Annotated in this window: 19 protein-coding genes; 14 read left to right on the top strand and 5 right to left on the bottom strand. The window is 51.4% G+C overall.

The features are described 5' to 3' along the window. The 5 genes from yceG to ptsG all read left to right on the top strand — a co-directional run bounded on the left by yceG (window position 1) and on the right by ptsG (window position 5,191). On the top strand, window positions 1-1,023 hold the full coding sequence (yceG, locus tag RTW80_RS04120) for a cell division protein YceG (RefSeq protein WP_000756838.1): 1,023 nt from the start codon (window positions 1-3) through the stop codon (window positions 1,021-1,023). Continuing rightward, the gene (gene tmk, locus RTW80_RS04115; RefSeq protein ID WP_001257000.1) at window positions 1,013-1,654 is read left to right on the top strand and encodes a dTMP kinase; all 642 of its coding nucleotides are present in this window, start codon (window positions 1,013-1,015) and stop codon (window positions 1,652-1,654) included. The genes yceG and tmk overlap by 11 nt, the downstream gene beginning before the upstream one ends. Beyond that, window positions 1,651-2,655: a DNA polymerase III subunit delta' gene (holB, locus tag RTW80_RS04110; protein ID WP_001267920.1), complete on the top strand. Its 1,005-nt coding sequence runs from the start codon at window positions 1,651-1,653 to the stop codon at window positions 2,653-2,655. The genes tmk and holB overlap by 4 nt, the downstream gene beginning before the upstream one ends. Window positions 2,656-2,665: 10 nt before the next feature. Beyond that, entirely contained in the window at window positions 2,666-3,463 is a 798-nt protein-coding gene (locus RTW80_RS04105) for a metal-dependent hydrolase (protein WP_000480255.1), read from the top strand. Window positions 3,464-3,757: 294 nt separating this feature from the next. Then, complete coding sequence (gene ptsG, locus RTW80_RS04100; protein WP_000475719.1) at window positions 3,758-5,191, top strand: PTS glucose transporter subunit IIBC; 1,434 nt, start codon at window positions 3,758-3,760, stop codon at window positions 5,189-5,191. A 59-nt stretch (window positions 5,192-5,250) separates the two neighbouring features. On the opposite strand, the gene fhuE is transcribed toward ptsG, so the two are convergent. Beyond that, window positions 5,251-7,440, bottom strand: a complete 2,190-nt coding sequence (gene fhuE / locus RTW80_RS04095) for a ferric-rhodotorulic acid/ferric-coprogen receptor FhuE (protein ID WP_000953449.1) — start codon at window positions 7,438-7,440, stop codon at window positions 5,251-5,253. A gap of 333 nt (window positions 7,441-7,773) precedes the next feature. Between fhuE and hinT the strand changes: the two genes are divergently transcribed. From hinT to RTW80_RS04055, 8 genes are all read left to right on the top strand, one after another. Continuing rightward, on the top strand, window positions 7,774-8,133 hold the full coding sequence (hinT, locus tag RTW80_RS04090) for a purine nucleoside phosphoramidase (protein ID WP_000807125.1): 360 nt from the start codon (window positions 7,774-7,776) through the stop codon (window positions 8,131-8,133). Window positions 8,134-8,135: 2 nt separating this feature from the next. Next, entirely contained in the window at window positions 8,136-8,513 is a 378-nt protein-coding gene (locus RTW80_RS04085) for a YcfL family protein (RefSeq protein ID WP_001225276.1), read from the top strand. Window positions 8,514-8,526: 13 nt separating this feature from the next. Then, entirely contained in the window at window positions 8,527-9,168 is a 642-nt protein-coding gene (lpoB, locus tag RTW80_RS04080) for a penicillin-binding protein activator LpoB (protein WP_000164439.1), read from the top strand. Continuing rightward, the gene (gene thiK, locus RTW80_RS04075; protein WP_001116565.1) at window positions 9,149-9,973 is read left to right on the top strand and encodes a thiamine kinase; all 825 of its coding nucleotides are present in this window, start codon (window positions 9,149-9,151) and stop codon (window positions 9,971-9,973) included. The genes lpoB and thiK overlap by 20 nt, the downstream gene beginning before the upstream one ends. Before the next feature lie 10 nt (window positions 9,974-9,983). Further along, window positions 9,984-11,009 (top strand): beta-N-acetylhexosaminidase, encoded by a 1,026-nt coding sequence (nagZ, locus tag RTW80_RS04070; protein WP_063119297.1) that lies wholly within the window; start codon window positions 9,984-9,986, stop codon window positions 11,007-11,009. Window positions 11,010-11,031: 22 nt separating this feature from the next. After that, the gene (ycfP, locus tag RTW80_RS04065) at window positions 11,032-11,574 is read left to right on the top strand and encodes an alpha/beta hydrolase YcfP (protein ID WP_000587930.1); all 543 of its coding nucleotides are present in this window, start codon (window positions 11,032-11,034) and stop codon (window positions 11,572-11,574) included. A gap of 407 nt (window positions 11,575-11,981) precedes the next feature. Continuing rightward, a complete protein-coding gene (gene ndh, locus RTW80_RS04060) occupies window positions 11,982-13,286 on the top strand; it encodes an NADH-quinone dehydrogenase (RefSeq protein ID WP_000211045.1) in 1,305 nt (434 codons plus the stop codon). A gap of 226 nt (window positions 13,287-13,512) precedes the next feature. Further along, entirely contained in the window at window positions 13,513-14,052 is a 540-nt protein-coding gene (locus tag RTW80_RS04055) for a glycine zipper 2TM domain-containing protein (RefSeq protein WP_001043459.1), read from the top strand. Window positions 14,053-14,113: 61 nt separating this feature from the next. Here the strand turns inward: RTW80_RS04055 and comR are convergent, their stop codons facing one another. Further along, the gene (gene comR, locus RTW80_RS04050) at window positions 14,114-14,746 is read right to left on the bottom strand and encodes a TetR family copper-responsive transcriptional repressor ComR (protein ID WP_000179805.1); all 633 of its coding nucleotides are present in this window, start codon (window positions 14,744-14,746) and stop codon (window positions 14,114-14,116) included. 240 nt (window positions 14,747-14,986) lie between these two features. On the opposite strand from comR, the gene bhsA reads away from it, so the two are divergent. Then, complete coding sequence (gene bhsA, locus RTW80_RS04045) at window positions 14,987-15,244, top strand: multiple stress resistance protein BhsA (RefSeq protein ID WP_000800153.1); 258 nt, start codon at window positions 14,987-14,989, stop codon at window positions 15,242-15,244. Between the two features lie 82 nt (window positions 15,245-15,326). Here bhsA and ldtC read toward each other — a convergent pair whose 3' ends face one another. The 3 genes from ldtC to RTW80_RS04030 form a co-directional block, all read right to left on the bottom strand. Continuing rightward, window positions 15,327-16,289 (bottom strand): L,D-transpeptidase LdtC, encoded by a 963-nt coding sequence (ldtC, locus tag RTW80_RS04040; protein WP_074152929.1) that lies wholly within the window; start codon window positions 16,287-16,289, stop codon window positions 15,327-15,329. A gap of 143 nt (window positions 16,290-16,432) precedes the next feature. Further along, window positions 16,433-19,879, bottom strand: a complete 3,447-nt coding sequence (gene mfd / locus RTW80_RS04035) for a transcription-repair coupling factor (RefSeq protein ID WP_032247664.1) — start codon at window positions 19,877-19,879, stop codon at window positions 16,433-16,435. 127 nt (window positions 19,880-20,006) lie between these two features. Continuing rightward, entirely contained in the window at window positions 20,007-21,080 is a 1,074-nt protein-coding gene (locus RTW80_RS04030; protein WP_000810274.1) for an acyltransferase family protein, read from the bottom strand. Between the last annotated feature and the right edge of the window lie 132 nt (window positions 21,081-21,212).

Genomic DNA, 21,212 nt, shown 5'->3' with positions numbered 1-21,212 from the left:
ATGAAAAAAGTGTTATTGATAATCTTGTTATTGCTGGTGGTACTGGGTATCGCCGCTGGTGTGGGCGTCTGGAAGGTTCGCCATCTTGCCGACAGCAAATTGCTTATCAAAGAAGAGACGATATTTACCCTGAAGCCAGGGACCGGACGTCTGGCGCTCGGTGAACAGCTTTATGCTGATAAGATCATCAATCGCCCACGGGTTTTTCAATGGCTGCTGCGTATCGAACCGGATCTTTCTCACTTTAAAGCCGGGACTTACCGCTTTACACCGCAGATGACCGTGCGCGAGATGCTGAAATTGTTGGAAAGCGGTAAAGAAGCACAGTTCCCGCTGCGACTGGTAGAAGGGATGCGTCTGAGCGACTACCTCAAGCAATTGCGTGAGGCTCCGTATATCAAGCACACGCTGAGTGACGATAAGTACGCCACCGTAGCGCAGGCACTTGAACTGGAAAACCCGGAGTGGATTGAAGGTTGGTTCTGGCCAGACACCTGGATGTATACCGCCAATACCACCGATGTCGCGTTACTCAAGCGAGCGCACAAGAAAATGGTGAAAGCGGTCGATAGCGCCTGGGAAGGGCGTGCGGACGGTCTGCCTTATAAAGATAAAAATCAGCTGGTGACGATGGCATCAATTATCGAAAAAGAAACCGCCGTTGCCAGTGAACGCGATCAGGTTGCCTCGGTATTTATCAACCGTTTACGCATTGGTATGCGCTTGCAGACCGACCCAACCGTGATTTACGGGATGGGAGAGCGTTATAATGGCAAACTTTCTCGTGCAGACCTGGAAACGCCGACAGCGTATAACACCTATACCATTACCGGTTTGCCGCCGGGTGCGATAGCTACGCCGGGGGCGGATTCGCTGAAGGCTGCTGCGCATCCGGCAAAAACGCCGTATCTCTATTTTGTGGCCGATGGTAAAGGTGGTCACACGTTTAATACCAATCTTGCCAGTCATAACAAGTCTGTGCAGGATTATCTGAAAGTGCTTAAGGAAAAAAATGCGCAGTAAGTATATCGTCATTGAGGGGCTGGAAGGCGCAGGCAAAACTACCGCGCGTAATGTGGTGGTTGAGACGCTCGAGCAACTGGGTATCCGCGACATGGTTTTCACTCGGGAACCTGGCGGTACGCAACTTGCCGAAAAGTTAAGAAGCCTGGTGCTGGATATCAAATCGGTAGGCGATGAAGTCATTACCGATAAAGCCGAAGTTCTGATGTTTTATGCCGCGCGCGTTCAACTGGTAGAAACAGTCATCAAACCTGCGCTGGCTAACGGCACCTGGGTGATTGGCGATCGCCACGATCTCTCCACTCAGGCGTATCAGGGCGGCGGACGTGGTATTGACCAACATATGCTGGCAACACTGCGTGATGCTGTTCTCGGTGATTTTCGCCCCGACTTAACGCTCTATCTCGATGTTACCCCGGAAGTTGGCTTAAAACGCGCGCGTGCGCGCGGCGAGCTGGATCGTATTGAGCAAGAGTCTTTCGATTTCTTTAATCGCACCCGCGCCCGCTATCTGGAACTGGCAGCACAAGATAAAAGCATTCATACCATTGATGCCACCCAGCCGCTGGAGGCCGTGATGGATGCAATCCGCACTACCGTGACCCACTGGGTGAAGGAGTTGGACGCATGAGATGGTATCCATGGTTACGACCTGATTTCGAAAAACTGGTAGCCAGCTATCAGGCCGGAAGAGGTCACCATGCGCTGCTCATTCAGGCGTTACCGGGCATGGGCGATGATGCTTTAATCTACGCCCTGAGCCGTTATTTACTCTGCCAACAACCGCAGGGTCACAAAAGTTGCGGTCACTGTCGTGGATGTCAGTTGATGCAGGCTGGCACGCATCCCGATTACTACACCCTGGCTCCCGAAAAAGGGAAAAATGCGTTGGGCATTGATGCGGTACGTGAGGTCACCGAAAAGCTGAATGAGCACGCACGCTTAGGTGGTGCGAAAGTTGTCTGGGTAACCGATGCTGCCTTACTAACCGACGCCGCGGCTAACGCATTGCTGAAAACGCTTGAAGAGCCACCAGCAGAAACCTGGTTTTTCCTGGCTACCCGCGAGCCTGAACGTTTACTGGCAACATTACGTAGTCGTTGTCGGTTACATTACCTTGCGCCGCCGCCGGAACAGTACGCCGTGACCTGGCTTTCACGCGAAGTGACAATGTCACAGGATGCATTACTTGCCGCATTGCGCTTAAGCGCCGGTTCGCCTGGCGCGGCACTGGCGTTGTTTCAGGGAGATAACTGGCAGGCTCGTGAAACATTGTGTCAGGCGTTGGCATATAGCGTACCATCGGGCGACTGGTATTCGCTGCTGGCGGCCCTTAATCATGAACAAGCTCCGGCGCGTTTACACTGGCTGGCAACGTTGCTGATGGATGCGCTAAAACGCCATCATGGCGCTGCGCAGGTGACCAATGTTGATGTGCCGGGTCTGGTCGCCGAACTGGCAAACCATCTTTCTCCCTCGCGCCTGCAGGCTATACTGGGGGATGTTTGCCACATTCGTGAACAGTTAATGTCTGTCACAGGCATCAACCGCGAGCTTCTCATCACCGATCTTTTACTGCGTATTGAGCATTACCTGCAACCGGGCGTTGTGCTACCGGTTCCTCATCTTTAAGAGAGACATCATGTTTTTAGTCGACTCACACTGCCATCTCGATGGTCTGGATTATGAATCTTTGCATAAGGACGTGGATGACGTTCTGGCGAAAGCCGCCGCACGCGATGTGAAATTTTGTCTAGCAGTCGCCACAACATTACCGGGTTATTTACATATGCGGGAGCTGGTAGGCGAACGTGACAACGTCGTATTTTCTTGTGGCGTGCATCCACTCAACCAGAATGATCCCTACGATGTAGAAGATTTACGCCGTCTGGCGGCAGAAGAGGGTGTTGTAGCGCTGGGAGAAACCGGGCTGGATTATTATTACACACCGGAAACTAAAGTTCGTCAGCAAGAGTCCTTCATCCATCATATCCAGATTGGTCGTGAACTGAACAAGCCGGTTATCGTCCATACCCGTGACGCCCGCGCCGATACGCTGGCAATTCTGCGCGAAGAAAAAGTGACGGATTGCGGTGGCGTACTACACTGTTTTACAGAGGACAGAGAAACGGCGGGCAAATTACTGGATCTCGGATTTTACATCTCCTTTTCCGGCATTGTGACCTTCCGTAATGCGGAGCAACTGCGCGATGCTGCGCGTTATGTCCCCCTGGATCGGTTACTGGTGGAAACTGACTCACCTTACCTTGCGCCGGTACCGCATCGAGGAAAAGAGAATCAACCTGCGATGGTTCGTGACGTTGCAGAATACATGGCTGTGTTGAAAGGTGTTGCCGTTGAAGAACTGGCGCAGGTAACCACCGATAACTTCGCCCGTCTGTTTCACATCGACGCTTCCCGCCTTCAATCCATCCGTTGAATGAGTTTTTTTAAAGCTCGTAATTAATGGCTAAAACGAGTAAAGTTCACCGCCGAAAATTTGGCGGTGAATAACCACGTTTGAAATATTGTGACATATGTTTTGTCAAAATGTGCAACTTCTCCAATGATCTGAAGTTGAAACGTGATAGTCGTCAAACAAATTGGCACTGAATTATTTTACTCTGTGTAATAAATAAAGGGCGCTTAGATGCCCTGTACACGGCGAGGCTCTCCCCCCTTGCCACGCGTGAGAACGTAAAAAAAGCACCCATACTCAGGAGCACTCTCAATTATGTTTAAGAATGCATTTGCTAACCTGCAAAAGGTCGGTAAATCGCTGATGCTGCCGGTATCCGTACTGCCTATCGCAGGTATTCTGCTGGGCGTCGGTTCCGCGAATTTCAGCTGGCTGCCCGCCGTTGTATCGCATGTTATGGCAGAAGCAGGCGGTTCCGTCTTTGCAAACATGCCACTGATTTTTGCGATCGGTGTCGCCCTCGGCTTTACCAATAACGATGGCGTATCCGCGCTGGCCGCAGTTGTTGCCTATGGCATCATGGTTAAAACCATGGCCGTGGTTGCGCCACTGGTACTGCATTTACCTGCTGAAGAAATCGCCTCTAAACACCTGGCGGATACTGGCGTACTCGGAGGGATTATCTCCGGTGCGATCGCAGCGTACATGTTTAACCGTTTCTACCGTATTAAGCTGCCTGAGTATCTTGGCTTCTTTGCCGGTAAACGCTTTGTGCCGATCATTTCTGGCCTGGCTGCCATCTTTACTGGCGTTGTGCTGTCCTTCATTTGGCCGCCGATTGGTTCTGCAATCCAGACCTTCTCTCAGTGGGCTGCTTACCAGAACCCGGTAGTTGCGTTTGGCATTTACGGTTTCATCGAACGTTGCCTGGTACCGTTTGGTCTGCACCACATCTGGAACGTACCTTTCCAGATGCAGATTGGTGAATACACCAACGCAGCAGGTCAGGTTTTCCACGGCGACATTCCGCGTTATATGGCGGGTGACCCGACTGCGGGTAAACTGTCTGGTGGCTTCCTGTTCAAAATGTACGGTCTGCCAGCTGCCGCAATTGCTATCTGGCACTCTGCTAAACCAGAAAACCGCGCGAAAGTGGGCGGTATTATGATCTCCGCGGCGCTGACCTCGTTCCTGACCGGTATCACCGAGCCGATCGAGTTCTCCTTCATGTTCGTTGCGCCGATCCTGTACATCATCCACGCGATTCTGGCAGGCCTGGCATTCCCAATCTGTATTCTTCTGGGGATGCGTGACGGTACGTCGTTCTCGCACGGTCTGATCGACTTCATCGTTCTGTCTGGTAACAGCAGCAAACTGTGGCTGTTCCCGATCGTCGGTATCGGTTATGCGATTGTTTACTACACCATCTTCCGCGTGCTGATTAAAGCACTGGATCTGAAAACGCCGGGTCGTGAAGACGCGACTGAAGATGCAAAAGCGACAGGTACCAGCGAAATGGCACCGGCTCTGGTTGCTGCATTTGGTGGTAAAGAAAACATTACTAACCTCGACGCATGTATTACCCGTCTGCGCGTCAGCGTTGCTGATGTGTCTAAAGTGGATCAGGCCGGCCTGAAGAAACTGGGCGCAGCGGGCGTAGTGGTTGCTGGTTCTGGTGTTCAGGCGATTTTCGGTACTAAATCCGACAACCTGAAAACCGAGATGGATGAGTACATCCGTAACCACTAATCTGTAAGACGTTGGGGAGACTAAGGCAGCCAGATGGCTGCCTTTTTTACAGGTGTTATTCAGAATTGATACGTGCCGGTAATGCTGAAATTACGCGGTGCGCCGTAGACGATAGAACCTTCCACGTTGGTATCGTAGGTTTTGTCGAACAGGTTATTGACGTTCCCCTGTAACGAGAAGTTTTTCGTCACCTGGTAGCGGGTGAAGAGATCCACCAGCGCGTAGCTACCTTGCTCGGCGCGGAAGGTGCCATACGGTGTCACGGTGTCGGTATACACGCGATTTTGCCAGTTAACACCACCGCCGACTGTCAACTCTGGCATGACAGGCAACCGATAGCTGGTGAACATTTTAACCGTGGTGCGTGGCAGATTAGGATTAACGGCGTTTCCTTCGTTATCCTCTGCAATATAGCGCGTTGCGCCAAATGTCAGCTGCCAGTTGTCGGTAATTGCGCCGTTGAGTTCAAATTCCACCCCTTTACTGACTGTCCCATCCACCGCTTTATAGGCGGTTTCGCCGTTGCTGCCGGGGATAGGTGTACCGGTGGACTGAGCGACATTATCCTGCTCAATACGGAAGATGGCTAACGTGGTGGTCAGACGGCTATTCATCCAGTCCGATTTCAGACCCAGCTCGTAGTTGTTACCGGTGATTGGAGCCAGATATTTGCCTGAACTGTCACGATCATTTTGCGGCTGGAAAATAGAGGTATAGCTGGCGTAGGTCGACCAGTTGTCATTGATGTCAAACACCAGACCAGCGTAAGGCGTGGTGTGGTTTTTCTCCATGCTGTAAGTCAGCGTATCAACCCGCCAGTTGGTATAACGTGCGCCGAGGATCAGATGCAGCGGATCGGCAAGGGTGACTCGAGTGGCAGCATATAACGATTTCATATGTGTGGTATCGTCCTGTGCCAGGCTCTGTGGTGACCAGTCGGTTTGTGGGAAATTGCCATTAAAGTTGTAGAAACTGCCAATTTCATCCGGGAAGATGTTGGCCCATGAACTGAAGTAACGATTGTTTTGTTTGCTGTAACTGCCACCAAACATTAGATTGTGCTGACGACCAAACAATTCATAAATACCGTCAGCGAACAAATCCAGCGCATCAACTTTACGTTTGCCACTGTTCCAACCGGTGCCGCCGACATAATCAAAGCCAGGTCCATAATTACTGTATGGCCCAACCAGCATACCATCCGCTTTGTTTACATAGGCATCGACATACATCATTTTGCTGTCAAATTCGACTTCAGAGTGGGTGGCATTCAGTGTCGCTTGCCAGGTATCAGCAAACCGCTGCTTCAGGGTCATAAAGACCTTGTTGATCTCTTTATCGTTGTACGCCCAGTCAGGTGCGGTGCTGCGTGCACGATCGTAACTGTTGCTGCTGCCATCAGTATTCCAGCGCGGTAAACCGCCCCAGGTAGGGCTATTAACATCAATGCGCTGATATTCGTAACCGGCTGAAAGCGTCGTAAGATCGCCTAAATCAGCATCGACAATGCCCGAGAAGAAGGTCTTTTCACTGTTGTAGCGGTCCAGCCATGAGTCGTTATTCTGGTAGCCGCCGACAATTCGCGCGCGGATTTTACCGTCTTCGGTGAGTGGGCTTTGTAAATCCGCCACATACCGTTCTTTGTTCCAGCTACCGTATTCCGCCGAGACATCGCCTTTAAATTCACGACTGGTCGCGTGTTTTCGAACCATATTAATTGCCGCAGATGGATTACCCGTCCCGGTCATGAGTCCTGTCGCGCCACGCACTACTTCTACGCGTTCAAAGAGTGCCATATCAGAAAGTGCGTCGCCCAGATTCCAGCGCGATTCAAAATAGGTGGGGATACCATCAACCATATAGTTATCGATCTGGAATCCGCGGGAATAATAAAGAGCACGATCGGAATCCGCCTGACTTTTGCTGATCCCCAGCGTGTTTTCCATCACTTCGCCCAGCGTTTGTAACTGCTGATCTTCCATCCGCTGCTGGCTAACAATAGTGACCGACTGAGGAATATCACGTTGAGTCATCTGCATTTTGGTACCCGCAGAGGTAGACGTTACGCTGTAATCATTTTCGCCATCATCTGGAGCTGTGGCTGAACCCTCAACAATCACCGTTTCTTCAGTGGCTGGTGCAGCAAAAGCGGCAGAAGGTAATAGTGCCAGTGCTATGCAACCGGCAAGTAGTGACGGTTTGGTGATGGCTTGATATTGATTATCCCTGTTAAATTGTGTTGAAAGCATTTGAAATCTCTTGGTTTATGTTGTCGTCAGGCTCATGCCGGAGGAGGGTGATGAGCGGTTATATTTAGTGTGCGAATAATTTTGTTTGTAAATGCAAATGAGAAATATACGCATTCATATTTGTCGTGTAAACCAAACAGAGAATGTCTTTTCAGCGCATTCGCAGGCAGAAATGGGAATAATGGCGATATATACGGCAGCAAAACGATTTTTTGCTTAAGAAATCGTGAGTTAAGGTTGAAAGAGCAGGTTTAACTCGACCATACTCTATACTCGCAGTGTGGCGCGGCGTAGCATGGCGCAACGCATGGCTATTTGAAAAAGGAAAATGTCGTGGCAGAAGAAACTATATTCAGCAAAATTATTCGTCGTGAGATCCCCTCCGATATCGTCTACCAGGATGATCTGGTAACGGCGTTTCGCGATATTTCGCCGCAAGCGCCAACGCATATTCTGATCATTCCGAATATCCTCATACCGACTGTGAACGACGTGTCAGCTGAGCATGAGCAGGCGCTGGGACGCATGATCACCGTAGCGGCAAAAATTGCTGAGCAAGAAGGTATTGCCGAAGATGGCTATCGTCTGATCATGAACACCAACCGCCATGGCGGACAAGAGGTTTACCACATCCATATGCACTTGTTGGGTGGCCGTCCGCTGGGACCAATGCTGGCGCATAAAGGTCTGTAACGATGAGAAAAGGATGCTTTGGGCTGGTGTCTCTGGCGTTGTTACTGCTGGTGGGCTGTCGTTCACATCCGGAAATTCCGGTGAATGATGAGCAATCGCTGGTGATGGAGTCATCTTTATTGGCTGCGGGCATCAGTGCAGAAAAGCCCGTCCTTTCGACGTCTGATATTCAACCTTCAGCATCCTCAACGCTTTATAACGAAAGGCAAGAACCCATTACCGTTCATTATCGTTTTTACTGGTATGACGCCAGAGGGCTGGAGATGCATCCTCTGGAAAGGCCACGCAGCGTTACCATTCCCGCACATTCGGCGGTAACGCTGTACGGCAGCGCCAATTTTCTGGGGGCGCACAAAGTCAGACTTTATCTATATTTGTAAGGGGTGAATCTTGATGACAAAAATGAGTCGCTACGCCTTGATTACCGCGCTGGCGATGTTTCTCGCCGGGTGTGTGGGGCAACGTGAACCTGCACCGGTAGAAGAAGTGAAACCAGCGCCGGAACAACCAGCCGAGCCACAACAGCCTGTCCCCACAGTGCCCTCGGTGCCGACGATCCCGCAGCAGCCAGGCCCAATTGAGCACGAAGATCAAACTGCACCGCCTGCGCCGCATATTCGCCATTATGACTGGAATGGCGCAATGCAGCCGATGGTCAGTAAGATGCTTGGGGCTGACGGGGTGACTGCGGGTAGCGTCCTGCTGGTTGATAGCGTTAACAACCGTACTAACGGTTCGCTGAATGCCGCAGAAGCGACCGAAACGCTGCGAAATGCGCTGGCTAATAACGGTAAATTTACCCTGGTTTCCGCCCAGCAGCTGTCGATGGCTAAGCAACAGTTAGGTTTGTCGCCGCAGGACAGTTTAGGTACCCGTAGTAAAGCCATAGGCATTGCCCGCAATGTCGGCGCTCATTACGTGCTATACTCCAGCGCCTCTGGCAACGTTAACGCTCCGACCCTACAAATGCAGCTGATGCTGGTGCAGACGGGCGAAATTATCTGGTCAGGTAAAGGTGCCGTTTCGCAGCAATAATCCCATCACGCGCGACGAATTGCTGTCGCGCTTTTTCCCGCAGTTTCATCCCGTCACGACGTTTAATAGTGGGCTTAGTGGCGGGAGTTTTCTCATTGAACACCAGGGCCAGCGTTTTGTTGTGCGTCAGCCGCACGATCCTGATGCGCCGCAGTCCGCGTTCTTGCGCCAGTATCGGGCTTTATCACAACTACCCGCATGCATTGCACCGAAGCCGCATTTATATCTCCGTGACTGGATGGTAGTCGACTATCTGCCCGGCGCGGTAAAAACGTATTTGCCGGATACCAACGAACTGGCAGGCTTGCTGTATTATCTACATCAACAACCACGTTTTGGCTGGCGAATAACGCTGTTGCCGTTACTGGAACTGTACTGGCAGCAAAGCGATCCGGCGCGGCGGACAGTGGGTTGGCTGCGAATGTTAAAACGTCTGCGCAAAGCGCGGGAACCACGGCCTTTACGCTTAAGTCCATTGCATATGGATGTCCACGCCGGAAATTTAGTGCATAGCGCGTCAGGGTTAAAACTCATCGACTGGGAGTATGCAGGAGATGGTGATATCGCGCTGGAACTGGCGGCGGTGTGGGTGGAAAATACTGAACAGCACCTGCAATTGGTCAATGACTATGCCACTCGCGCGAAGATTTATCCGGCGCAATTATGGCGTCAGGTCAGGCGATGGTTTCCCTGGCTGCTGATGCTCAAAGCAGGGTGGTTTGAGTACCGCTGGCGACAAACCGGCGATCAACAATTTATCAGGCTGGCCGATGACACCTGGCGGCAGCTATTAATAAAACAATAAGGAGAGCAGTGTGGGTCCAGTAATGTTGGATGTCGAAGGTTACGAACTGGACGCGGAAGAGCGTGAAATACTGGCGCATCCGCTGGTGGGAGGGCTGATTCTCTTTACGCGTAACTATCATGATCCTGCCCAGTTACGTGAACTGGTGCGCCAGATCCGCGCAGCTTCGCGCAATCATCTGGTGGTGGCGGTTGATCAGGAAGGTGGACGCGTGCAGCGTTTTCGTGAAGGTTTTACCCGCTTGCCAGCGGCGCAATCATTCGCTGCGCTGTCAGGAATGGAAGAGGGTGGCAAACTGGCGCAGGAGGCAGGTTGGTTGATGGCCAGCGAAATGATCGCTATGGATATTGATATCAGCTTTGCGCCTGTGCTGGATGTCGGGCATATCAGCGCGGCGGTTGGCGAGCGTTCTTATCATGCCGATCCACAAAAAGCCCTGGCAATTGCCAGCCGGTTTATTGATGGTATGCATGAAGCCGGAATGAAAACGACCGGGAAACACTTCCCAGGACACGGTGCAGTAACGGCAGACTCACACAAAGAAACACCGTGCGATCCACGTCCACAAGCGGAGATTCGCGCTAAAGATATGTCGGTCTTCAGTTCCTTAATCCGCGAAAATAAACTCGACGCCATTATGCCTGCGCATGTGATCTACAGTGATGTTGATCCGCGTCCGGCGAGCGGTTCTCCCTACTGGCTGAAAACCGTTTTGCGTCAGGAACTGGGTTTTGACGGCGTGATTTTCTCTGACGATTTATCGATGGAAGGTGCCGTGATTATGGGCAGTTATGCCGAACGCGGGCAGGCATCACTGGATGCGGGTTGCGATATGATCCTGGTCTGCAATAATCGTAAAGGGGCCGTCAGCGTGTTAGATAATCTGTCACCGATCAAGGCAGAACGTGTTACACGTTTGTATCATAAAGGTTCATTTTCGCGACAGGAACTGATGGACTCGGCTCGCTGGAAAGCGATCAGCGCCCGTCTGAATCAGTTACATGAACGCTGGCAGGAAGAGAAAGCAGGTCACTAACCCTGGCTTATGTGAGGAAGCGATGATTATCTATTTACACGGTTTTGACTCTAACAGTCCGGGTAACCACGAGAAAGTCTTACAATTGCAGTTTATTGACCCGGATGTACGCTTGATAAGCTACAGTACGCGGCATCCGAAACATGATATGCAGCATCTGCTCAAAGAAGTGGACAAAATGTTGCAACTGAACGTTGACGAGCGTCCGCTAATTTGCGGCGTTGGCCTGGGCGGATACTGGGCGGAACGGATTGGTTTTCTTTGCGACATCCGCCAGGTGATCTTCAACCCTAATTTGTTCCCTTATGAGAACATGGAAGGCAAGATTGATCGCCCGGAAGAGTATGCCGATATTGCCACTAAGTGTGTGACCAACTTCCGTGAGAAGAATCGCGATCGTTGCCTGGTGATTTTGTCGCGTAATGATGAAGCGCTTAACAGCCAGCGGACATCTGAAGAGCTGCATCATTATTACGAGATTGTCTGGGACGAAGAGCAGTCGCACAAATTCAAGAATATCTCCCCGCATTTGCAGCGCATTAAAGCGTTCAAAACCCTCGGGTAAATGCCCTCGTCGCATCAGGTAACCTTGCCGGTACCTGATGCACTCCGAATTCTGTAAGTCGGATAAGGCGTTCACGCCGCATCCGACAGTCGAGCATCAATGCCTGATGCGATGCTGCGCATCTTATCAGGACGACCAAACGCCCTCGATATACGCTTCACCCTATATCGCCCTTTCGGATTCGCTCAAATAATAAACAATAAACTCTGTTTTTTGATCTCACCCGGTAAAGTCGCCTATCTTTTCAGCAACAAAACTTGATTAACATCAATTTTGGTATGACCAATGCACCATTCATGTTATTCTCAATAGCGAAGAACATTTTCATTGCTGTAACCTGTTGTTAATTAAGAGCTATGTTAATAACCATTAATTAACAATTGGTTAATAAATTTAAGGGGGTCACGTTGACTACGCCATTGAAAAAAATTGTGATTGTCGGCGGCGGTGCTGGTGGGCTGGAAATGGCAACACAGCTGGGGCATAAGCTGGGACGCAAGAAAAAAGCCAAAATTACGCTGGTCGATCGTAACCACAGCCACCTGTGGAAACCGCTGCTGCACGAAGTGGCGACTGGCTCGCTTGATGAAGGCGTCGATGCGTTGAGCTATCTGGCCCATGCGCGCAATCATGGTTTCCAGTTCCAGCTGGGTTCCGTCATTGATATTGATCGTGAAGCGAAAACAATCACTATTGCAGAACTGCGCGATGAGAAAGGTGAACTGCTGGTTCCGGAACGTAAAATCGCCTATGACACCCTGGTAATGGCGCTGGGTAGCACCTCTAACGATTTCAATACGCCGGGTGTCAAAGAGAACTGCATTTTCCTCGATAACCCGCACCAGGCGCGTCGCTTTCACCAGGAGATGCTGAATCTCTTCCTGAAATACTCCGCCAACCTGGGCGCGAATGGCAAAGTGAACATTGCGATTGTCGGCGGCGGCGCGACGGGTGTAGAACTCTCCGCTGAATTGCACAACGCGGTCAAGCAACTGCACAGCTACGGTTACAAAGGCCTGACCAACGAAGCCCTGAACGTAACGCTGGTAGAAGCGGGAGAACGTATTTTGCCTGCGTTACCGCCACGTATCTCTGCTGCGGCCCACAACGAGCTAACGAAACTTGGCGTTCGCGTGCTGACGCAAACCATGGTCACCAGTGCTGATGAAGGCGGCCTGCACACTAAAGATGGCGAATATATTGAGGCGGATCTGATGGTATGGGCAGCCGGGATCAAAGCGCCAGACTTCCTGAAAGATATCGGTGGTCTTGAAACTAACCGTATCAACCAGCTGGTGGTGGAACCGACGCTGCAAACCACTCGCGATCCAGACATTTACGCTATTGGCGACTGCGCGTCATGCCCGCGTCCGGAAGGGGGCTTTGTTCCGCCGCGTGCTCAGGCTGCACACCAGATGGCGACTTGCGCAATGAACAACATTCTGGCGCAGATGAACGGTAAGCCGCTGAAAAATTATCAGTATAAAGATCATGGTTCGCTGGTATCGCTGTCGAACTTCTCCACCGTTGGTAGCCTGATGGGTAACCTGACGCGCGGCTCAATGATGATTGAAGGACGAATTGCGCGCTTTGTATATATCTCGCTATACCGAATGCATCAGATTGCGCTGCATGGTTACTTTAAAACCGGATTAATGATGCTGGTGGGGAGTATTAACCGCGTTATCCGTCCGCGTTTGAAGTTGCATTAATCGACGTACACTGGCGGATGTGGCATAAACGCCTCATCCGCCCTGGACAAATGGTTCGAGCGGTAGGTCTGATAAGACGCGTTAAGCGTCGCATCAGGCATTCCTTCAGACTCCTCCGAATCATTAAGTATTTCCAGCCATTCCCGCGCTTTTCATCTTCTGTCTGATAGCTGCTTTTCTCCTTCGCTTGCATGATTGGCATAACTGCAAAGAAGGAGGTGTTCCCGTGAATAAATCAATGTTGGCGGGTATCGGGATTGGTGTCGCAGCTGCGCTGGGCGTAGCGGCAGTGGCCAGTCTGAACGTGTTTGAACGTGGCCCGCAATACGCTCAGGTTGTTTCTGCAACCCCAATCAAGGAAACGGTTAAAACACCGCGTCAGGAGTGTCGCAACGTCACAGTGACCCATCGTCGACCGGTGCAGGATGAAAATCGCATTACCGGGTCGGTGCTCGGCGCTGTTGCTGGCGGCGTGATAGGGCATCAGTTTGGCGGTGGTCGCGGTAAAGATGTCGCCACTGTTGTGGGGGCGCTGGGTGGTGGATATGCCGGTAACCAGATCCAGGGCTCTCTCCAGGAAAGCGATACTTACACGACTACGCAACAGCGTTGTAAAACGGTGTATGACAAGTCAGAAAAAATGCTCGGTTATGATGTGACCTATAAGATTGGCGATCAGCAGGGCAAAATCCGCATGGACCGCGATCCGGGTACGCAGATCCCGCTAGATAGTAATGGGCAACTGATTTTGAATAACAAAGTATAACAAGGCTGTACTCTGCAATTTGGCCCCTCATTCGCTCAGGCTGAGGGGCTTTTTTTGCGACTTATTTCACCAGTTCGGGCCATAAACGCAAAGTCGTTCCGGCAATCTGCATTAGTTTTTCCAGCGATGCACCTTCGCGTGCGCTGATCGACATCCCCTGAATAATACAATTAAGGAATTCTGCCAGATGTGTCACGTCACAGTGGGTCGGGATTTCCCCGCGCGCTTGTCGTTGACATAAAAACTGCTGCAAAGTGCGCTCTTGCATCGCATGGCGTGATTTCAACGTATTGGCGATATCTCCTGAATCTGGGGAGAGGGTGGTGCAGTTGTTGATCATGAAGCAGCCTGCCGGGGTGTCTTTGCTGGTAAAGCAGTTGGCGATGGCAGCAAAATAGTCAGCCAGCGCAGACTCCACGCTTTTCTCTTCACAAAACAGCTGTGCTTCATGCTTAGCGGCAAAACGATCGATATAGCGGTCGAGAACGGCACGAAATAACCCCTCTTTGTTGGTAAATTCCGCGTATAGCGTGGGCGCTTTGGCTCCGGTCGCTTCGACGAGGTCCGCAAGAGAAGTCGCTTCATAACCGTGTTGCCAGAACAATTTCATGGCCTTATCAAGCGCGGCATCCCTGTCGAACACTTTTGGGCGGCCACGGCTTTTTTTTACACATTGTGTTGAGTCAGTTGCCATGATGCCGTTGTACCTGGTGACTGTGAATGAAAGGTTATTATAAAAATAATCACCTCCGTTCACCAGTCCAGATCCCATAAAAATAATTGCTTTCTATTTAACTGAAATTTAAAGATTTTTAAATTAATTAATGATTGTTATAAAAAATATCTTGTATGTGATCCAGATCACATCTATCATTTAGTTATCGATCGTTAAGTAATTGCTTGCGACGTCATTCATCTGCATAAGGCCACTATTATGAAAAACGTAAAAACCCTCATCGCTGCGGCGATTTTAAGCTCCATGTCATTTGCCAGCTTTGCGGCTGTCGAAGTTCAGTCAACGCCAGAAGGCCAACAAAAAGTCGGTACAATCAGTGCTAACGCGGGGACAAATCTGGGATCGCTGGAAGAGCAGCTGGCGCAAAAAGCGGATGAGATGGGCGCAAAATCTTTCCGTATTACTTCTGTAACCGGTCCGAATACCCTCCATGGAACAGCAGTAATTTATAAATAAGCATTAACCCTCATTAATGCCTGCTACTGCTGATTTTTTCCCCGCGACATGCCGTGTCGCGGGGATTTTTTTTATCCAGGATTTACAGAGTTTGTGGGCTCACTTGATGACGGCGGACATCCACCGGCATCCCGGAACGGACATCCATCACATGTTGCATCACTTCAGCGTCAGTTTGTGCTGCATCTTTAAATGATTGCATTGCGCTATTCAGCGTAATTGGCAGCAGCTGCGGATCGTCATCAATCTTCTCTGACAGCGGCTGATGTACTTCAACCAGACGCGCACCGTTTGGTTCGGCAGAGACTTTTATCGGAGTGTTGATGATATTCACTTTGGTGCCTGGGGTGACCTGGCTAAAGAGTGTTTTGATATCGTCATCCCGCAGACGAATACAGCCAGAACTTACCCGCATGCCAATGCCGAAATCGGCGTTCGTACCGTGAAGCAAATAAACGCCGCCATAGGCCGCCAGACGAATCGCATGATGGCCCATTGGGTTATCCGGTCCAGCCGGCACTACCGCAGGCAACTCAATTCCCTGTGCTTTATAACGGGCGCGGATGTTTGCCGTTGGCGTCCAGGTTGGGTTTGCACGTTTGTCTGAAACGGTGGTCACCATTGTCGGTGTCAGCGTGTCACCACCTAACTGACCAATACCTATTGGATACACGGTTACCGAATTTTTACCCGGCGGGTAGTAATAGAGACGCAGCTCCGCAATATTGATCACAATGCCTTCGCGCGGCGCATCTGGAAGTAGGGTTTGCAACGGGATCGTTAACACGCTACCCGCGCGCGGTACGTAAGGATCAACGCCAGGGTTAGCCTGTAACAGAGCGAGAAAGCCGACGTTATATTTTTTGGCGGTGGCTTCCAGAGAACCACCGTCATTTTCCACCACATGAAATTTGTTTTCGCCAACCAGACGACTGCCCGCTGGCGGCAGCGGCCAGGTGTTGGCTTTTGCCGGTAGCGCCAGCGCCACGGCAGCGGCGAACGTAAAAAACGTTAGCCAGCGAGAAAAACGCGTTTTGATCATCACCAAAAATCCATAATAAATATAAGGTTATTGTAATAAACAGATAAGCCTGAATTATGGATGGTGACAGTGTCGGATAGTGCAGGGAAGTGCAAAGAATTTGTAAATGTTGCAGATGGGGGCGCAGAAACGCCCCCGATTTACCATTAAGCGATCGCGTTCTCTTCCAGTTCACGCATAAACTGGCGTACCCATTCGATACGCGTTTTCCGCTCACTCAAATCCTGAATAAATTTCAGGCGCGTCGGACCATCAAGGCGGTAATGCTGCGGCTGTTTTTGTAGCAAACCAATCAACCAGGCCGGATTAACGTGATTCTTCTCGGCAAATTCGATCACCCCGCCTTTCTCATTACCTTCCAGCTTCCTGATCCCCAGTTTCTGCGCTTGCTGGCGCAGACGGGCAACATCCAGCAGGGTACGCGCCGGATCCGGCAGCAGGCCGAAGCGATCGATAAGCTCGACTTTGATCTCTTCCAGTTCGTTTTCCGTTTTGGCGCTGGCAATACGTTTATAGAACGACAAACGCGTATTCACGTCAGGAATGAAATCATCTGGCAATAGCGACGGCATCCGCAGCTCGACTTCTGTTTGCTGGCTGGTGAGATCTTCCAGCGACGGCTCGCGTCCGGCTTTCAGTGCATCGACGGCGTTTTCCAGCAACTCCATATACAGCGAGAAACCGATGGTTTCCATTGAGCCACTTTGTTCTTCGCCAAGCAGTTCACCCGCGCCGCGGATCTCCAGATCGTGCGTTGCCAGCGCAAAGCCTGCACCGAGATCTTCCAGCGAGGCAATCGCTTCAAGACGTTTTTGTGCATCGGTAGTCATCGCTTTTGGATGCGGCGTCAGCAGCCATGCATATGCCTGATGATGTGAACGTCCGACGCGACCGCGTAACTGGTGCAGCTGCGCCAGACCGAAGTGATCCGCACGTTCAATGATAATGGTGTTGGCTGTCGGGATGTCGATCCCGGTTTCGATAATGGTGGTACAAACCAGCACGTTGAAACGTTGATGATGGAAATCATTCATCACCCGTTCCAGTTCGCGCTCGCGCATCTGCCCGTGACCGATGGCAATCCGTGCTTCAGGCACCAGTTCTGCCAGCCGTTCGGCAGCTTTCTGGATGTTTTCCACATCATTGTAGAGATAATAAACCTGCCCCCCGCGCAAAATTTCACGCAGGATCGCCTCCCGGACCACCAGGCTGTCATACTCACGGACAAAGGTTTTAACTGCCAGACGACGGGCGGGCGGCGTGGCGATAATCGACAGGTCACGCATTCCGCTCATTGCCATATTCAGCGTGCGTGGGATCGGCGTTGCAGTAAGCGTCAGAATATCCACGTTCGCGCGCATCGCTTTAATGCGCTCTTTATGACGCACCCCGAAGCGGTGTTCTTCATCGACAATCAGCAGGCCTAAATCTTTAAACTTGACGTCACTTTGCAGCAGTTTGTGCGTACCGATCAGAATATCGATTTTCCCTTCCGCCACTTCCGCAAGGATTTGCGTCTGCTCTTTGGCGCTGCGGAAACGGGAGATCATTTCGATACGTACCGGCCAGTTGGCGAAACGGTCGCGGAAGTTGTCGTAATGCTGCTGCGCAAGAAGGGTGGTAGGCACCAACACCGCTACCTGCTTGTGGTTATCTACTGCCAGGAAAGCGGCGCGCATCGCCACTTCTGTTTTACCAAAGCCAACATCGCCGCACACCAGACGATCCATTGCCAGCGGCTGACACATGTCGCTAAGTACCGCATTAATGGCCTGCGCCTGATCCGGCGTGGTTTCAAACGGGAAGCTGTCGCAGAACAACTGATACTGCTCACGATCGTGTTTAAACGCGAAGCCCTCTTTGGCGGCGCGTTGCGCGTAGATATCCAGCAATTCCGCCGCCACATCACGCACTTTTTCCGCCGCTTTCTGCCGCGCGCGTGACCACGCATCGCCGCCAAGTTTATGCAGCGGGGCGTTTTCTTCCGCGCCACCTGCGTAACGGCTAATCAGATGCAGTGACGACACCGGAACATACAGTTTGGCGTCGTTGGCATAGGTGAGCATCAAATACTCGCCAGTAATGCCGCCCGCTTCGAGCGTGGTCATTCCGGCATAGCGCCCGACACCGTGCTCCAGATGGACCACCGGCTGACCAATATGCAGCTCCGCAAGGTTACGGATCAGTGTATCGGGGTTGATGGTGCGGCGAGAATCCTGACGACGGCGGGCAACACGTTCACCGAGCAGATCGCTTTCGCAGATCAGCGCCAGATTACGCACCGTATCGACAAAACCATGTTCGGCAGCGCCAATCATCAGATAACGCCCACGGTCGCTGGCTTCATCAAGACGCATAATGCGTTGCGGAGCAATTTTAATTCGTGCGAGCAGTTCACCCAGCGCTTCACGGCGACCTTCACTTTCTACCGAGAACACCACCGGACCGTCGAAAGTCTCGAGGAACTTATGCAGCGCATCCAGCGGCGCTTTTTGTTGCGCCTGAACGGCCAGGTCTGGCAGTTTCTGGAAACCTAAATTGGCATTCGCGGCTTTTGTCGGTAAATGTTCAGTTTTTAGCTGCACCCGGGGCCAGTTTTTCAGCTCTGAGAAGAGCTCGTCCACCCGCAGCCAGAGCGATTGTGGTGGCAACAGCGGGCGCATCGGATCGACGCCGCGATTCTCAAAACGCGCCAGCGTGTCAGCCTGGAAACGTTCGGCACTGGTTTCCAGATCGCCAGTATTCACCAGCAAGGTATTGGCAGGGAAATAACTGAACAGCGGCGGCAGTGGTTCGCTGAAGAACAATGGCTGCCAGTACTCGATCCCGGCAGGTAATGTGCCTTTACTCACTTGCTGGTAAATATGTTCCGGATCGCGCTTCACTTCGAAGGTATCGCGCCACTGGCTGCGGAACAGTTCAATTGCCGCTTTATCGGTCGGAAATTCGTGCGCGGGCAGCAGATTGATCGCTTCTACTTCCTCCAGCGTGCGCTGGCTGTCGACGTCAAACACCCGCAGGCTGTCGATTTCATCATCAAAGAAATCAAGACGATAAGGCAGCTCACTCCCCATCGGGAAGAGATCCAGCAACGCGCCGCGCGTGGCGTATTCGCCGTGCTCCATCACCTGGTCAACATGGCGATAACCGGCGCTGTCCAGTTGGGTTCGTAATGCATCTCGTGACAGGCGCTGACCTTTTTTCATCACCAGCGCATGACCGTGGAGAAAACTGTGTGGGCAAACGCGCTGCATAAGCGTATTCACCGGAACAATCAGTACGCCACGCTGCATCGTCGGTAGCTGGTAAAGGGTGGAAAGGCGCGAGGAGATAATGTCCTGATGAGGCGAAAAACTGTCGTAGGGAAGAGTTTCCCAGTCCGCCAGATTCATCACCATCTGATCGGTGAACTGGCTGATTTCATCATGCAAACGCAGAGCATTTTGCATATCTGGTGCAATGAGTACCACCGGACCGGCGTGACGTTCGGCAATTTCCGCTACCAGCGTTGCACAGGCTGCGCCGGTTAACTCGCCCAGCAGACGCTGCTCACCCGCTTTGACGGGCAGCGTATAACGATATTGTTCAGGCATAACGGTTGTCAGATTCTCGTTAGGATATGCCTCAACATATGGGGGCATATCTCTGATAAGCAATGCTGTTCATTATCCGTAATCGACATGGTTTAGCAAATTGAATCGCCCCGGCTGGGGCGATGGCTTAGCGGGAGTAACTGACGGCAGCGGGCAGTGAAGGCGGGGAGAACAACAGATCGCTGAATGCACGCTGTGAAAGTTTTCTTACCAGCAAGCCCGCAACAGTACAGATGAACAAACTGACAAAGGGATAAACCAGCAGGAGTGTCAGTTCGACTTGCGGCGACCAGCGTGCTGCGTTCATTTGCGCAAGCAGAGTTAAGCTGAATATTTCAACCAGAATGCGATGGGTGGTGTAGATAGCAATGGTGTTGGAGCCAATCACATTCAGCAGGCTGGTGGAGCGCATACCGAATCGTTGCTCGTATTGATAAAACAGCTTCATGATCACCACAATCGATACCAGCGACAACAGCAGCGAGATAGTAAACAACCAGGCACCGACCGCCAGAACGGTAAGCAAAGAAGCCATTAGCAGATGGCGGCGCAACGGCACCTCTTTAACACAGGTCATTATTGTTGCGCCAAACCATGCGCCAAGGCTGTAATAAGGCAAATTGCGGATCACACTGTTCATTCCCCACCACGGCGTGGGAACGAAATTAACCGCCACACTCAGCAGTACAAACAAGGCGAATAGTAGCAGCGCCAGACGGCTAAAAATTTTACATACCACGAAATAGACAATTAACGCATACAGATACCACAAGCTGGTGCTGGCGGTGATCATCCCGTGCAGGAACTCACCGGTGGAATCGGCATAAGCGGCATTGGAGGCATTGCTTAAATCGCGCTCAGGTGCCAGCCACTGGTTCAGCGCACTTAACGCCAGCCACTGCACCACGCCCCAAAGCGCCAGCACCCAAAAGATGCTCCAGATGCGTTTATCGAGACAATTTCCCCACGGTACGCTGTCGATATAGCGGCGAATCAAATAGCCGGAAATAAAGAAAAAAACCGGCATACGAAAGGGTGCAAGGTAAAGATTGAAATAGATCCAGCATTTGCTCAGGACTTCCGATAACGGATGCTGAAAAGTGGTCAGATGCGGATAAAAGGTAATGACCGAGTGATAAATCACCACCAGACAAATACATAACCCTTTGATCTGGTTAATCCATAGCTCTTTTTGTTTCATCAGGACAACACGCTCTTTTTTAATTTACATGCGGTTGATCCTGCGGGTTATGACCCTATGTGTAATGGGTATCTGTCTGTATTGGATGATTTTTCAGATTAAGATCAGGCGGCAAGATTGATGATAAAACAT

The organism is Escherichia sp. AM3 (assembly GCF_032029835.1).
GTDB lineage: Bacteria > Pseudomonadota > Gammaproteobacteria > Enterobacterales > Enterobacteriaceae > Escherichia > Escherichia coli.
Note: the sequence above shows the minus strand (reverse complement) of the source record. Positions and strands in the feature narration are given on the sequence as shown.